The following is a 14,816-nucleotide window of genomic DNA, read 5'->3' on the forward strand; positions in this document are numbered from 1 at the left end:
AATCCGACTGCGGCTGAGCTGGCAGCGCCTGCCCCGAAAGGGCAGGCGCGGGCTGTGGTATCGGCGAAAATTACGCCGACCAACCCCATTTATAGTGATGATGTTCATACGAGATGTGCATATCGGCCCCGGCGACACCTTCGCGCATGTGGCGGTAGAGCGAGCGCCAGTAAGGCTGGATGGTGACACCTTCGTCCTGAATGATGGCTTCCATCTTGGCCATGACTTCGCGGCGCTTGTCCGCATCGGCGATGGCCAGCGCATCGGTCAGCAGGCCGTCGAATTCTTCGTTGGACCAGCCAAATTCGTTCCAAGCCTCACCCGAACGATAGGCCAGCGCGTGGATCTGAACGCCCAATGGGCGGTGGTTCCAGTTGGTGGAGCTGAACGGGTATTTCACCCAGTCGTTCCAGAAGGTGGAGCCGGGCAGCACGGTGCGTTTGACCTTGAAACCAGCATCGCGCAACTGCGCTGCGACCGCATCGGTGGTGTTCTTGCGCCAGTCATCGTCGATGGAGATGATTTCATGTTCGAAATCCATCATTCCGGCTTCTTCCATCAACGCCTTTGCCGCTGCGGGATCGACCTTGCGGGCGGGCAGTTCGGCATATTCGGGATGGATGGGACCGACGTGGTGGTTTTCCGCAGGTTCACCGCGACCGCCATATCCCAGCTCCAGGCAGACCGCATTGTCAACGGCCATGGAAATCGCCTGACGTACGCGTTTGTCGGCGTAAGGCTGCTTGCCATCCACCTCAGCCAGCTGGTTGGGGCGCACAACGATGGTGGCCATCGTAACAACTTCGGATTTCTGGTAACCAAGGCCATCCATCACGTCGATGAATTCACCAACCGATTCATAGAGCATGTCGACTTCTTCGGATTCCAGCGCCGCCAGCCAGGACGAGGAATCGGTGCCAAAGTCGATATATTCGATGCGGTCCAGCGCCGGGCGGCCAAAAACCTCTTCGCCCCACCACGTGTGATCTTCGTTGCGCTCCAGCGTGGCCTTCACGCCGACCTCAAGCTCGGTCAGGTTATAGGGGCCGGTACCGACATTGGCGGTGAAGTCTTCGGTCTGAAAGCTGGAGTGAACAATTGCGGCTGGATAGTCTGCCATGCCTGGGATCAGCGAGATGTCAGACGTGGGCAGGGACAGGCGTACGGTGTGGCTGTCCACAACTTCAATCGCACCGGCGCGGGCCTGACCGGACTCTTCGTCGATCAATGTGCCAAAACGGCCGGCCATGGAGTTGCCTTCCATGCCTTTGTCGCACCAGCCGGCGATATTGCGGGCCACGTCCTCGGCGGTGAAATCATCGCCATTGTTCCACTTGACGCCCTGACGGACATTAAGTGTGTAGACCGTGGCATCTTCGTTGATTTCCCAGCTGTCCAGCAACATGCCGCGCAGCGAGCCATCATTGTTGTATTCAACAAGGTACTCTAGCGTGCCGCGGCTTTCGTTGCCCATTTCGGACCAGTCATAGGTGCGCGGATCTTTCAGAGGCTTGACGAGCATCTGCATGCGCATGGTGCCGCCTTCCTGCATGTGGCCTGCGGCCTGAACCGGCGCGTCGAGCCCAAGCATGCCATAGGCGGCGGCCGAGCTGAGACCGAGGGCCGTCGCGCGGGCCATGAATTCGCGTCGATCCATCTTACCGGCAAGCGTTTCCGTCGCATACATCTTTGCCGCCGGGTGGATGTCAGTCCCGGTGATGGTGTCTTTTGTCATGTGGCTCTCCCTGTTGCACCGCTAGATATTTTGGATTTGGGACGGCGGGCCGATGTGGCCTGTCGATGCCTTTGGTGGTGCTATGATTAACGATTGTTTCCCCGTTCGGACATTCGGCCCCAGATTGGGCACGAGGTCAACGCAAGATATCGTCACTATATATGTATTTTGCGACATTTGGAGTGTCGTTTTAAGCTTTTCTTACCTTTACTCCAATCCGAAGGTCTTAGTACTGGGCAGATATGCCCAGTCTGGATTCGGTCTGAATCCCAATCATTTGGGGGCAATCGGAGTGCAGGTTGTATTGCCCATTCAGCGCGACCCGAGAGACGGGTATGGCGCGCGCATGGACATGTGGGGGCAATGCGACGCGATATTGGTCGGCGCGGATGCGAGCGGGATCAGGCGCTGCGTTTCAGCTTGTCTCGGGCCTGTTTGCGCAGGCGGCTTGGAGTCTCGCCGGTGTGCTGGGTAATGAAGCGCGTAAAATACGCGGCGCTGCCAAAGCCCAATGTGGCGGCGATATCGCGCATCGGCAGTTCGGACATGATCAGCAGGTTACGGGCGGCATGAAGCTGGCGTTCGGTGAGCAGCGCGCCGGCCGTTTTGCCGGTTTCGGATTTACAAACACGGGTCAGATGGGTCGGCGTGACATTTAGCGCGGCGGCATGATCGGCCATGCTGGCGTGTTGCGCGTAGCATTCCACGATCCGCCCGCAATACCCCTGCGCCAAGCGTTGTGCCGCGGTTGGCTTTGGGCGGCTGCCACTGCGTCCGGCCATCAGGCGTCGAATGTGGATTGCAATCAGCGTGCCATGGGCCTGCATCGCCCGGTACCATAGCGCCGGGCGATCCTGTTGTTCGGCTTGCATCGCCTGGAACATACTGTTGATCACGGCCTGATCCTGTGCGTCGGGGATGCGCAGGGCCTCTGCCGTTTCTGGGAAGTCCATCGGAGTAGAAGCCGGAACGGTCATCACTTGACCGATACATTGGCGACCAAGCTCAAGCGACCATAGCGTTCCGGCTGGCACAAAGATCACACTTTGGGGGCCAAACCCGCGTTGTTGCCCATTCAGAAAGACGCGACCCTGACCGCGAGTGATCCAAATCAGCAAGTGGTCTGAAATATCATGCGCCAGCTCGATCTGCCATGACCCGTCAGGAGTCAGCTGCGACAGCGGTGCGACAGTGATCTCGCCGATATGGGTTGGGTCAAATGGCATAAGATGGGTATGGTATGTGCTGCTCGTATTTTCGGTGCGCGCAAATGGGCATGAAAAATTGATTCTGGCAAGTTTTTGCCGAAATTTGCCCAAGGATTTAATAGAATTGTCCCGATCCAGCCTAAGAATGGGCAATTAAGTGCGCATTCCGCACGGTCAGCGGATCTCCGCGCTTTATCAGCGAGATCTTGCGAAGCCCGCGCGGCAGGCGGCGCTGTGGGGCAGAAGTGATCTGTCGGCTGGACAGGCCTGAGATCCTAGGCAGGGCGGTGCTGGATCCAGTCTTTCATCCTGGCGCGAAACCAGGTTCGCTGTCGTTTGGCAAACTGCCGGGTCGAGATCGAGGCGCGCTCGCGGGCGTCATCCTCGGATATCTGCCCCTGATAGTGCGCCATCAACTCTGGCACACCAATTGCCCGGCAAGAGGGCAGGGCGGGATCATAGCGATCCTGCATGGCGGCAATCTCATCCATCGCACCGGCAGTCATCATGGCGTCGAAACGGCGGCGAATGCGGCCCTCCAACCAGTCTTTGTCTGTGTCAAAAACAATGGCCGTACATTCCGCGATCGGCAGTGGCGGTGGGGGGGTATTGGCCTGCCAATCGGCAAGTCCGCGCCCGGTTGTGGTCAGGACCTCATAGGCGCGTTGCACGCGGGCGCGATTTTGCAGGTCGATTTTGGCAGCGGTTGCGGGGTCCAATACATCGCGCATCTCCTCCAGTGATAACCTGTCAGCGTCACAACGTATTTCCGCAGGAGTTGCGGGGATCTCGGCCAGCCCCTGTGTTAGCGCCGAAAAATACAAACCGGTGCCGCCAACGATGATCGGGCGCGGGCCTTGTTTGAGCAGCGGCAGCACCTCGCGCAGCCAATGACCGACGGAATACTCGGCGTCATAGGGGTGGTGGCCATAAAGCAGATGCGGCGCCTGCGCCTCTTCCTCGGGGGCGGGGCGGGCGGTGATGACCTGCCAGCAGTCATAGACCTGGCTGGCGTCGGCGTTGACGATGACACCGCCCTGGGTGCGCGCAATCTGAAGGGCGAGGGCCGATTTTCCAGACGCGGTCGGGCCAGCGATCAGCACCGGACGGTCGGCGGGGATGTCTGGCAGGGAGGTCGGCGGCGTCATAGTTAGGGTCCTGTTCTTCGGATGTTCTTCGGGGCGCGGGCCATCGGCGCATATCGGCTCTGAAAAACATCTCAGGCCGCATTGATCCTGCCGCCGATTTGCTTCATTTTGCGCGCAAAGTAACCCCGTCATATTCCGGAGCGCAACATGCCCCTTACCAACGATCAGCCGGAGGCCACGCCGGCGGCAACCTATAAACGTGTGATGCTGAAAATTTCAGGCGAAGCGCTGATGGGCGACCAGGGGTACGGGCTGCACCCGCCAACCGTCCAGCGCATTGCCCAGGAAGTGAAATCCGTGCGCGACATGGGTGTCGAAATCTGCATGGTGATCGGCGGCGGCAATATCTTTCGCGGGCTGTCCGGCTCTGCTCAGGGGATGGAGCGGACCACTGCGGACTACATGGGTATGCTTGCGACCGTGATGAATGCGCTGGCGATGCAGTCAGCACTGGAAGAGAACGGCGTATTCACCCGGGTGATTTCCGCCATCCGTATGGATGAGGTGGCCGAGCCCTACATTCGCCGCCGCGCGGTGCGCCACCTTGAGAAAAAACGTGTCTGCATCTTTGCCGCAGGCACAGGCAACCCCTATTTCACCACTGATACCGCAGCGACCCTGCGCGCCAATGAGATGGCCTGCGAAGCGATCTTCATGGGCAAGAACGGCGTTGATGGCGTCTACGACAAAGACCCCGCATTGCATGACGATGCCGTGCGCTATGACGAGATCAGTTATGATGAGGTTCTTGCCAAACGTCTGAAGGTTATGGACGCCTCAGCCATTGCGCTGGCGCGTGACAATAATCTGCCGCTGATGGTCTTTCCTCTGGATGAGCCGGGCGGGTTCCGCGGCATCCTGGCGGGCAAGGGGACTTATACCAAAGTCCACGGCTGACCACGGCGTCGGGCAGCAGCTGCCGACCTTGTACTGTCCGAAAACCAAACAGACCGTGCGTCCGGACCCAGGTCTGGCGCGCGGTTTTCTTGTTCTGACACGGCGGCGCAGGCTGCACCCCTGCGCATGGTTGTGCGCTTGTATGTTGCCGTGATGTTGATTCAATGGCCGCAAGATCCCGCCAGCGGCGGCTTCAAATCTGCGGCAAGATTGCTATACAACGCTCTGTCAATGTCTTATGAGCAATGCAAACACCGCCTCAAGTCAGGGGAGAGCAGAATGTCTGACGAATTTATTCTCGATACCGATGATCTACAGCGCCGCATGGATGGCGCCATGGCCAACCTCAAGACCGAATTCGCGTCTCTGCGGACCGGTCGCGCATCCGGCTCGATGCTGGAACCGGTCATGGTTGACGCGTATGGGTCTATGACACCGATCAATCAGGTGGGCACCGTCAACGTGCCTGAGCCACGCATGGTCACCATCAACGTCTGGGATAAGGGCCTGGTTGGCAAAGTCGAAAAGGCCATCCGCGAATCTGGCCTGGGCATTAACCCACAGCTCAACGGCACCATCATCATGCTGCCAATCCCAGAGCTGAACGAAGAGCGTCGCCGCGAGCTGACCAAAGTGGCCGGCCAATATGCCGAACACGCCCGCGTGTCGGTGCGAAATGTGCGCCGTGATGGGATGGATCAGATCAAGAAGGCAAAATCTGACGGCATGTCCGAAGATGACCAGAAATTCTGGGAAGGCGAAGTGCAGGAGCTGACCGACAAGATGATCAAAGCTGTCGACGCAGCCCTGGAAGTTAAACAAGCCGAAATCATGCAGGTCTGACACCTGCATATGTCACAGAGCACAGACACCGCCTTGGCGTCGGACCCGGTGGGCACAACCCTGGAACACGGGCCCAAACATGTGGCCATCATCATGGATGGTAACGGTCGTTGGGCCCAGTCGCGCGGACGGCCCCGCCTGTTCGGGCATCATGCTGGCGCCAAGCGCGTCCGTGAGGTGGTGGAATGCTGCCCCAGATTAGGCGTAAAGTATCTGACCATTTTTGCCTTCTCGACCGAGAACTGGAAGCGCACGCAAGTTGAGGTCGCTGGCCTCATGAGCCTTTTTCGCCGCTACATCTCCAAAGAAATGAAAGCGTTGTCGCAGCGCAATGTGCGGGTGCGTTTCATCGGCGATCGGGTGCGGCTGGACAAGAAACTGGTCACGCTGATGGACCAGATGGAGCGTGAGACTGCCGACAATGACGGCACCCACCTGACCATCGCGCTGAACTACGGTGGCCGCGACGAGGTGGCCCGCGCCACCAAACGGCTGGCCGAGGATGTAGCCGCAGGCAAATTGAACCCAGCTGACGTCGATGAGGAAACGCTGCCGCGGTATCTGGACACCCATGTTCTGCCAGACCCGGATCTGGTGATCCGCACCAGCGGTGAGGCGCGGATTTCCAACTTTCTGCTCTGGCAGTCTGCCTATGCGGAATATGAGTTCATCGACACACTCTGGCCGGATTTCAGCTCTGAGGAAATGGAGCGCCTGTGCCGCAGTTACGGACAGCGTGACCGTCGTTTTGGCGCGGTGAAGGCATGAATAGCGGGCGTTGGGCGGATCTGATGCCTCGGCTGATGTCTGCCGTGGTCATGGTGCTGGTTGGTGGCTGGGCCGTCTGGAGTGGCGGTGTGGTGTTTGACCTGCTGATCGCGGCGTCCTGTGGCGGCATGATCTGGGAGCTTCTGCGTATGGTGGCACCTGGCCGCCAGGGCCTGGCGCTGCCGCTGGGTGTACTGTCAACGGGGGCCGTCCTGGCGGCAGCCCTGCTGGCTGGCAGTTGGGGCGTTGGCCTGTTGATGGTGCCTGCGCTGCTGGGGGCTGCGGTGTTGGATATGCGTCGTGGGACCTATCTTGGCTTTGCGCTTTGGGTGCTATTTGCCGCCTATGCCTTTATCTGGATGCGCAGCGCGCTGGGGCTGGAGTGGATGATCTGGCTGATCTTGGTTGTCGTGGCGACCGATATCGCGGGCTATTTTGCGGGCAAAACCTTTGGCGGGCCGAAATTCTGGCCGCGGGTCAGCCCCAAGAAAACATGGTCTGGAACCTCGGCGGGCTGGATTGCAGCGGCCATTGTGGGTGCAGTTTTTGCCGCACAGGGGGCTGCCGGAATTGGCGTCGTGGTGCTGTCTGTGCTGGTGTCCATGGCGAGCCAGGCGGGTGACGTTGCCGAAAGTGCGCTGAAGCGCAAGATGGGCGTCAAGGATTCAAGTGGGCTGATCCCCGGTCATGGCGGGCTTTTTGACCGCTTTGACGGTATGTTGGGGGCCGCCGCCATGGTGCTGCTCGTGCTCAGCCTCTGGGGGCTGCCCGGCGGGGCATTGTAATGCGAAAAATCTCAATTTTCGGGGCCACCGGATCCATTGGACAAAACACAATTGATCTGATCCTTCGGGCCCCGAATGACTATGATGTGGTGGCGCTGACCGGCGGGGCGAATATCGCCCAGCTGGCGCAGGACGCAATTGCGCTGCGCGCGGATATTGCTGTCACCGCTTTTGAGGACCGCTTGCCTGATTTGCGCGCTGCATTGGCCGGGTCAGATGTGGCGGCCGCTGCGGGGCAGGCGGCCCTGACAGAGGCAGCGGCGCGTCCGGCAGATTGGGTGATGTCTGCCATTGTTGGGGCCGCGGGCCTTGCGCCGGGGCTGGAGGCGCTGAAACAGGGCGCGACACTGGCGCTGGCCAATAAGGAATCGCTGGTCTGCGCCGGCGCGCTGTTGTTGGAGACTGCCAAAACCCATAATGCGCGACTGCTGCCGGTGGACAGCGAACACTCTGCTGTGTTTCAGGGGTTGGCCGGCGAGGATATCACCGCAGTTGAACGCGTTATCATCACTGCATCCGGCGGGGCGTTTCGCGATTGGCCGATGGCGGATCTAAGGGCAGCCACGGTGGCACAGGCCTCGTCACATCCCAATTGGGATATGGGGCAGCGGATCACGATCGACAGTGCGTCCATGTTCAATAAGGCGCTGGAAGTTATTGAAACCCGCGAATTCTTTGATGTCGCACCAGAGCAGATCGAGGTTGTTGTCCACCCTGAATCTATCGTGCACGCGCTGGTCGGTTTTCGCGATGGGGCACTGATGGCGCATCTTGGCGCGCCGGATATGCGCCACGCCATTGGCTATGCGCTGCATTGGCCCGACCGGCGCGAGCTGCCTGTGGACCGCCTGGATCTGGCGCGGCTGGCACAGCTGACGTTTCGCGCCCCAGACCCCGCACGATATCCGGCCCTGCAACTGGCCTATGATGTGATGGCACGGCGCGGCTTGATGGGCGCGGTGTTCAACGCCGCCAAAGAACGCGCGCTGGATCATTTTATTGCCGGGCGTATCGGATTTCTGGATATGGCCGATATCGTCGCGCGCGTGCTGGTACAGTTTGACAGCGGTGATCGCGGGCTAGATGAGGCAATGACCCTTGATACCGTGCGCCAGATCGACCATCTCGCTCGTATCGAGGCCGACAACGTAATTCTAGACCACGTAAGGTAAACCATTGGATCTTCTCTCCTTCCTTCCGCAGCTTGGCGGGTTTTTCTATGTCATCGCCAGTTTTGTGGTTGCCCTGTCGGTGATTGTCGCGGTGCATGAATACGGTCACTACATTGTCGGGCGCTGGTCCGGGATCCATGCCGAGGTGTTTTCGCTGGGGTTCGGTCCGGTTCTGTTCAGCCGCGTCGACAAACGCGGCACCCGGTGGCAGGTGGCACTGCTGCCCTTTGGCGGCTATGTGAAATTCTTGGGCGACGCCGATGCGGCCTCGGGCAAGGATGCCAGCGCGATGGCGGATGTGGCGGCGGATCCGGTGGCATTGCGCCGGACCATGCATGGCGCCCCGCTTTGGGCGCGGTCGGCGACCGTAGCTGCGGGGCCTGTGTTCAACTTTATCATGTCGATAGTGATCTTTGCGGCTGTTTTCATGGTCCAAGGCACCACGCGTGACCCGCTGACCGTGCAGCAGCTGGTGCCGCTGCCAGGGTTGCAAACCGGCCTGCGTGAGGGGGATGCGCTCTTGCAAATTGGTGGGGTCGATGTGCCATCGCTGGAGGATGCCGCGGCTTTCAATGCGTTCCGCGATGCCATCCCGGAACAGCAGCCACTGCGCTATACCGTCTTGCGTGATGGGCAACAGACCGAGGTGGAGGGCCCATATCCTTGGCCACCGCATGTCCGGGGCGTGGCGCCGCGCAGTGCTGCTGCTGACATCGACCTGCAACCGGGTGATGTGATCACTGCGGTGGATGGCGCACCGATTTTTGCCTTTGACCAGTTGAAGCGCGCCGTTGAAAGTGCCGAAGGCAAAGTGCTGGTGTTGCAGGTCTGGCGCGCAGGAGAAGAGTTTGAGATGGCGCTGGCCCCCCGCCGCGTGGATGAGCCGCAGCCCGACGGCGGCTTTGCCACCCGCTGGCGTATGGGAATCGCCGGTGGCCTGGCTTTTGAACCTGCGACAGAGGCCTCTGGTATTGGCGCGGCCTTTGGTGCCGGTGCCGCGCAGGTCTGGAGCGTCGTGGAAATGTCCCTGTCCGGATTGAAGCATATGATCACCGGGGCGATCAGCACCTGTAACCTGTCCGGGCCGATTGGCATCGCCGAAACCTCGGGTGCGATGGCGAGCCAGGGGGCGGCAAGTTTCATTCGCTTTATCGCAGTGTTGTCCACGGCTGTGGGGTTGCTGAACCTGTTCCCGATCCCGGCATTGGATGGCGGGCATCTGGTGTTCTACGCCTATGAGGCCGTGACCGGTAAGCCACCCAGCGATGGCGCGATGCGTATTCTGATGACCTTTGGCATTGCGGCGATCCTGACGCTGATGCTGTTTGCTCTGGGCAACGACATCTTCTGCTAGGCGTTTTTCCGCCGACCGGGGTGTTCCTGGTCGGCGTGCCTGTCCGGCGCCGTGGGATCGAATGCCCAACTGTTGCCACATTGCCCCGTTAATCCTTTGGTAAGCCGCCGGTGGGCAGCGGCGCCGCATATCGCGGCGCGGTTGCGGCGGATGTGGGATCTTATTTAGATAAACGGGAGAGTGGACGCCATGAGCAGCCTGTACATCACCAATACTGGATTTGGCCTGTTTCTGCGCCTTAACTGGGACCGCGCCATGTCTGTGGCGACGATTTTGGGGGCGCTGGCGGCCGGTGCCTGGATCGGCAGTCTCTGAGTTTTCAAGCTGTTGCAAGCGATCTGGCGTGTGGGGACATACCGCGCGCCTTTTTGTTGTTTTTGACAAGTGATGATAAACCCGATACGCACGGATTAAGCTGTAAAAAAATCGGGTTTTGACTGATGGTTCGGGGGAAGCACACAGGTACATCCTGTGGGGGACGCAAATTGGGTGTCCATATTTTGTATAGAAACGTATCTGCTGCGGCATTGGCTGTTGCTTTGGGATTTGTCCTGACGCCACAGATCGTGGCGGCGCAAAGTTATAGTTTCACAAACGTTCAGGTGGAGGGCAATCAACGCATCCAGACCTCAACGATTGTGGCCTATACTGGCATTGAACGCGGCAAATCTGTGAGCGGTGGCCAGCTCAATGATGCGTATCAGCGCATTCTCGACAGCGGTGTCTTTGAGAGTGTCGAAATTGTCCCTCAGGGCAATACGCTGGTGATCAAGGTCACCGAGTTCCCGACCATCAACAAGATCAGCTTTGAGGGCAATCGCCGCATCAAGGATGATGCGATGCTGGCGCTGATCGAATCGGCACCGCGCCGGGTGTTCAACCCAACCGTTGCCGAGCGGGATGCCTCCAATCTCGCCGAAGCTTACGGCGCGCAGGGGCGGCTGGCCTCGACCGTAACGCCGCGCATTATCCGGCGCAGCGACAACCGTGTCGATCTGGTGTTCGAAATCGCTGAAGGCGACACGATTGAGGTGGAGCGTGTGTCCTTTGTCGGCAACCGCGTCTATTCCGACCGTCGCCTGCGCCGGGTTCTGGAAACCAAACAGGCGGGTTTGCTGCGGACCTTTATCCGGGCCGATACGCTGATCGAGGACCGTCTGGAGTTCGACAAGCAGGTGCTGCGCGATTTCTACCTGTCGCGGGGCTATGTTGATGTGCGCGTCAACAGCACCAACGCCGAGGTGACCGAAGAACGCGATGCAGCCTTCCTGGTGGTGGATATCACCGAAGGTCAGCAGTTTGAGTTCGGCGAGATTTCGGTCACCAGCGAGATGTCGGAAGCCGACGCGGATGAGTTCCGCAAAGTGCTGAAGGTCCGCCCCGGTGTGACCTATTCGCCAAGCGTGATTGAGAATGCGATCCGGCGCCTGGAAACGTTTGCGATCCGCAAAGGCATCGACTTTTTGCGCGTTGAACCACGGATCAGCCGCAACGACCGAGACCTAAAGCTGGATGTTGATTTTGTCCTGACCCGCGGTCCACGTGTGTTTGTTGAGCGGATCGACATCGAAGGCAATACGACGACACTGGACCGGGTGATCCGCCAGCAGTTCCGCACGGTTGAAGGCGACCCCTTCAACCCGCGTGAGATCCGCGAAAGCGCTGAACGTATCCGTGCGCTTGGGTTCTTTGCGAATGCCGATGTGGACGTCCGTGAAGGCAGCAGCTCGGGTGAAGTTGTTGTTGATGTAGATGTCGAAGAGCAGCCGACAGGCGCGCTCAACCTCGGTGGGGCCTATTCGGTCAACGACGGCTTTGGCATTAGCCTTGGCCTGACAGAGAACAACTTTCTTGGACGTGGCCAGCGCTTGTCGTTTAATATCTCGACCGCACAGGACACCGAGGAATACACGCTTGGCTTTACCGAGCCGTATCTGTTGGGCCGCGATCTGCGATTTGATCTGGATCTTGGTTATACCGAGACCGACTCCAGCTTTGCGCTCTACGACACCAAACGCGCGTTTTTCTCACCTGCGCTGACATTCCAGACCTCAGAAAACAGCACGCTTCAGGTTCGCTATACTTGGGACGACGATGAGATGATTGGCCGCGGAGACGATTCCTCTGGCTTCCCGCTGGCCGGGCCTGTCGTCACTAGTGAAATCAACCAAGGTTCATTGAACGCCAGTGCTATTGGCTTCACCTATACCGTCGACAGCCGTCTGAATGGTTTGGATCCCAATAGCGGTTACCTGATCCAAGTCGGGGCTGACTACGCGGGTCTTGGTGGCGATTCCGAATACCTGCGCAGCACTGCCAAATTCATTGCACAGCGTCGTGTCTTTAACGAAGAAGTCACCTTGCGCGCCACAATCGAGGCTGGTGCCTTTAGCTGGCAGGGAAGTGGCTTTAGCCGTTCGATCGACCGGTTTGTTCTGTCCCCCAGCATTCTGCGTGGTTTTGAGCCGGGTGGTATTGGTCCACGGGATCGCTCGCCCAATGGCGGCGGTGGGTCTTATGACGACTTCTTGGGCGGCAACTACTACGCGGCGGCCCGCTTTGACGCGGAATTCCCGCTGGGCCTGCCCGAAGAAATCGGTCTGCGCGGCGGTCTGTTCTATGATGTCGGCAACCTCTGGGGGCTGAACAATGCGGACACTGGTGCTGCCGGTGGCAATATTGTCGGGCGCGGCGGCTCTTACCGCCATGTTGTTGGCTTTTCGCTCTTGTGGACGACCGGTTTTGGCCCCTTGCGGTTCAACTTCTCCAAGGCGCTGAAGAAAGAAGACTTCGACCAGGAGCAGAGCTTTGACCTGACACTTCAGGCGCGGTTCTGATCGCAATGAAACGGGCTGTGGACACACGGCACAGGGGGGCGCTGGCCGGTTGGCTGGCGCCCTTTGTGCTGAGCCTTCTGGGGCTGCCAATGCAGAGCCTTTCGGTCACGGCACAGGAGGCAATATTGCCCCCTGCGGGGTTTCCGGTTGGAGAAACGTTGCAATTGGGGGCACCGCAGAATGGTTTGCTGACCATTCAATCCGAACGACTTTATGCTGAAAGCGCCTTTGGTCAGCGGGTCTCACGAGAGTTGGATGCCGAAGGCGCCGTGCTGACGGCTGAGAACCGCCGGATCGAAGCGGAGTTGCGGGCCGAGGAATTGGATCTGACCGCGCGGCGCAGCAGCATGGATCCTGCGGCGTTCCGTGCCCTGGCGGATGCCTTTGACGAAAAAGTTCAGGAAACCCGGCGCAGTCAGGACCAAAAGCTGCGCGAAATCAATCAGATGGGCGAGGACGCGCGGCGGGATTTCTTCACAGCCTCGCTGCCGGTGCTGCAACAGATCATGCGCGAAGCGGGCGCCGGGGCGATCCTGGAACACGCAAACGTCTTCCTTAGCGCCGATGCTGCGGATATTACGGATTTGGCGATTTCACGTATCAATAACGTATTGGGCAGCGGTGAAAGCGCCAACCCTGGCACAGGCGACGACTGAACCGCGCATGTTCAAGCAGACCGCGTTGCCGATTGCTGGATTGGAATGGCGGGGATGGGATGGCGGCAACACTCGCATCATCGGGCCTCTGGCTTGCCGAAGCAGCGACCAGTTGCTAGGAGATAGATAACATTCAGAAAACGGGAAAACCGCAATGACAACCGAGCTGAAAAGCGCCGACATTCACCTGATCCAGCGGATTCTGCCGCATCGTTACCCGTTTCTGCTGGTCGATAAGGTCGTCGAGATTGACGGCTATTCCTCGGCCTGTGGCATCAAGAATGTCACCATGAACGAACCTCATTTTCAGGGCCATTTCCCCGGTACTCCGATTATGCCCGGTGTCACCATCATCGAGGCGATGGCGCAGACTGCTGGTGTTATGCTGGGCGTCGGCATGGATATGATCGACACCGAGCTGCTGATCTATTTCATGAACATCGATAAATGCAAATTCCGTCGCAAGGTGATCCCCGGCGATGTGCTGAAAATGCGTGTGGATACCACCCGTGGCAAACCCGGTGGCAAGATCTTCAAATTCAAGGGTGTCGCGACTGTCGATGGCGAGACCGCAGCGGAAGCTGAATTCTCCGCCATGGTCGACGTACAGAAGGATTGACCCAGATGACCCGGATCCATCCCAGCGCGGTGGTCGAAGACGGGGCGACAATTGGCGCGGATTGCGTCATTGGCCCGTTCTGCCTGATTGGCCCTGACGTCGTGCTTGGCGACCGGGTTGAGCTGAAGTCACATGTGGTGGTGACTGGCCAGACCGAAATCGGCGAGGACACGGCGGTATTCTCATTTGCCGTTCTGGGGGAGATTCCGCAGGATCTGAAGTTTAAGGGCGAGCGCTGCAAGACCGTGATCGGCAAGCGCAACCGAATCCGCGAACATGTGACGGTGAATGCCGGCACCGAAGGCGGCGGCGGCGTGACCCGGATTGGCGACGATGGCTTGTTCATGGCCGGCTGTCACATCGCCCATGACGCGCAGGTCGGGGATCGGGTGATCGTTGTGAACTCAGCCGCGGTCGCGGGCCATTGCGTGCTGGAAGATGACGTGATCATCGGCGGCCTGTCTGGCATCCACCAATGGGTGCGGATCGGTCACGGTGCCATCGTCGGCGCCGTCACCATGGTCACCAATGATGTGATTCCCTATGGGCTGGTGCAGGCTCCGCGCGGCGAGCTGGACGGGCTGAACCTTGTCGGTTTGAAACGCCGGGGCGTGCAACGCTCTGATATCACCGCGCTGCGGGCGGCGTTTCAGATGCTGGCGCAGGGCGAAGGCACCTTTCAGGAGCGCGCGCGCCGTTTGGGTGCCGAAAGCGACAGCACTTATGTGCAGGAAATCGTTGAATTCATCACCGGTGAGAGCGACCGCTCTTTCCTGACACCGGGGGGCTGATCA

14 protein-coding genes are annotated in these 14,816 nt (G+C 59.3%); 11 read left to right on the plus strand and 3 right to left on the minus strand.

What is annotated here, in order from left to right; translation table 11 throughout:
* Positions 1-70: 70 nt before the first annotated feature.
* The 3 genes from PhaeoP97_RS07000 to miaA all read right to left on the minus strand — a co-directional run bounded on the left by PhaeoP97_RS07000 (position 71) and on the right by miaA (position 4,091).
* Positions 71-1,735, minus strand: a complete 1,665-nt coding sequence (locus PhaeoP97_RS07000; RefSeq protein ID WP_072504463.1) for an ABC transporter substrate-binding protein — start codon at positions 1,733-1,735, stop codon at positions 71-73.
* 401 nt (positions 1,736-2,136) lie between these two features.
* Positions 2,137-2,961, minus strand: coding sequence for a helix-turn-helix transcriptional regulator (locus PhaeoP97_RS07005; RefSeq protein ID WP_072504464.1), 825 nt, complete (start codon positions 2,959-2,961; stop codon positions 2,137-2,139).
* Positions 2,962-3,218: 257 nt separating this feature from the next.
* The gene (gene miaA / locus PhaeoP97_RS07010) at positions 3,219-4,091 is read right to left on the minus strand and encodes a tRNA (adenosine(37)-N6)-dimethylallyltransferase MiaA (RefSeq protein ID WP_072504465.1); all 873 of its coding nucleotides are present in this window, start codon (positions 4,089-4,091) and stop codon (positions 3,219-3,221) included.
* A 147-nt stretch (positions 4,092-4,238) separates the two neighbouring features.
* Between miaA and pyrH the strand changes: the two genes are divergently transcribed.
* The 11 genes from pyrH (at position 4,239) to lpxA (ending at position 14,813) form a co-directional block, all read left to right on the plus strand.
* A complete protein-coding gene (gene pyrH / locus PhaeoP97_RS07015) occupies positions 4,239-4,988 on the plus strand; it encodes a UMP kinase (protein WP_072504466.1) in 750 nt (249 codons plus the stop codon).
* 279 nt (positions 4,989-5,267) lie between these two features.
* Positions 5,268-5,831, plus strand: a complete 564-nt coding sequence (gene frr, locus PhaeoP97_RS07020; RefSeq protein WP_072506352.1) for a ribosome recycling factor — start codon at positions 5,268-5,270, stop codon at positions 5,829-5,831.
* 9 nt (positions 5,832-5,840) lie between these two features.
* Entirely contained in the window at positions 5,841-6,599 is a 759-nt protein-coding gene (locus tag PhaeoP97_RS07025) for an isoprenyl transferase (RefSeq protein WP_072504467.1), read from the plus strand.
* Complete coding sequence (locus PhaeoP97_RS07030) at positions 6,596-7,384, plus strand: phosphatidate cytidylyltransferase (RefSeq protein ID WP_072504468.1); 789 nt, start codon at positions 6,596-6,598, stop codon at positions 7,382-7,384. Before PhaeoP97_RS07025 ends, PhaeoP97_RS07030 begins: the two co-directional genes overlap by 4 nt.
* Positions 7,384-8,556, plus strand: a complete 1,173-nt coding sequence (dxr, locus tag PhaeoP97_RS07035; protein ID WP_072504469.1) for a 1-deoxy-D-xylulose-5-phosphate reductoisomerase — start codon at positions 7,384-7,386, stop codon at positions 8,554-8,556. Before PhaeoP97_RS07030 ends, dxr begins: the two co-directional genes overlap by 1 nt.
* A 4-nt stretch (positions 8,557-8,560) precedes the next feature.
* Complete coding sequence (rseP, locus tag PhaeoP97_RS07040; RefSeq protein WP_072504470.1) at positions 8,561-9,910, plus strand: RIP metalloprotease RseP; 1,350 nt, start codon at positions 8,561-8,563, stop codon at positions 9,908-9,910.
* Between the two features lie 189 nt (positions 9,911-10,099).
* Positions 10,100-10,225: a hypothetical protein gene (locus PhaeoP97_RS20790; RefSeq protein ID WP_257786529.1), complete on the plus strand. Its 126-nt coding sequence runs from the start codon at positions 10,100-10,102 to the stop codon at positions 10,223-10,225.
* 125 nt (positions 10,226-10,350) lie between these two features.
* A complete protein-coding gene (bamA, locus tag PhaeoP97_RS07045) occupies positions 10,351-12,747 on the plus strand; it encodes an outer membrane protein assembly factor BamA (RefSeq protein ID WP_072504471.1) in 2,397 nt (798 codons plus the stop codon).
* A gap of 5 nt (positions 12,748-12,752) precedes the next feature.
* Complete coding sequence (locus PhaeoP97_RS07050; protein WP_072504472.1) at positions 12,753-13,403, plus strand: OmpH/Skp family outer membrane protein; 651 nt, start codon at positions 12,753-12,755, stop codon at positions 13,401-13,403.
* 154 nt (positions 13,404-13,557) lie between these two features.
* Positions 13,558-14,022, plus strand: a complete 465-nt coding sequence (fabZ, locus tag PhaeoP97_RS07055; RefSeq protein WP_072504473.1) for a 3-hydroxyacyl-ACP dehydratase FabZ — start codon at positions 13,558-13,560, stop codon at positions 14,020-14,022.
* Between the two features lie 5 nt (positions 14,023-14,027).
* Positions 14,028-14,813 (plus strand): acyl-ACP--UDP-N-acetylglucosamine O-acyltransferase, encoded by a 786-nt coding sequence (gene lpxA / locus PhaeoP97_RS07060; protein ID WP_072504474.1) that lies wholly within the window; start codon positions 14,028-14,030, stop codon positions 14,811-14,813.
* Positions 14,814-14,816: the final 3 nt, after the last annotated feature.

This window comes from Phaeobacter porticola, assembly GCF_001888185.1.
In the GTDB taxonomy this organism is placed as follows: domain Bacteria; phylum Pseudomonadota; class Alphaproteobacteria; order Rhodobacterales; family Rhodobacteraceae; genus Phaeobacter; species Phaeobacter porticola.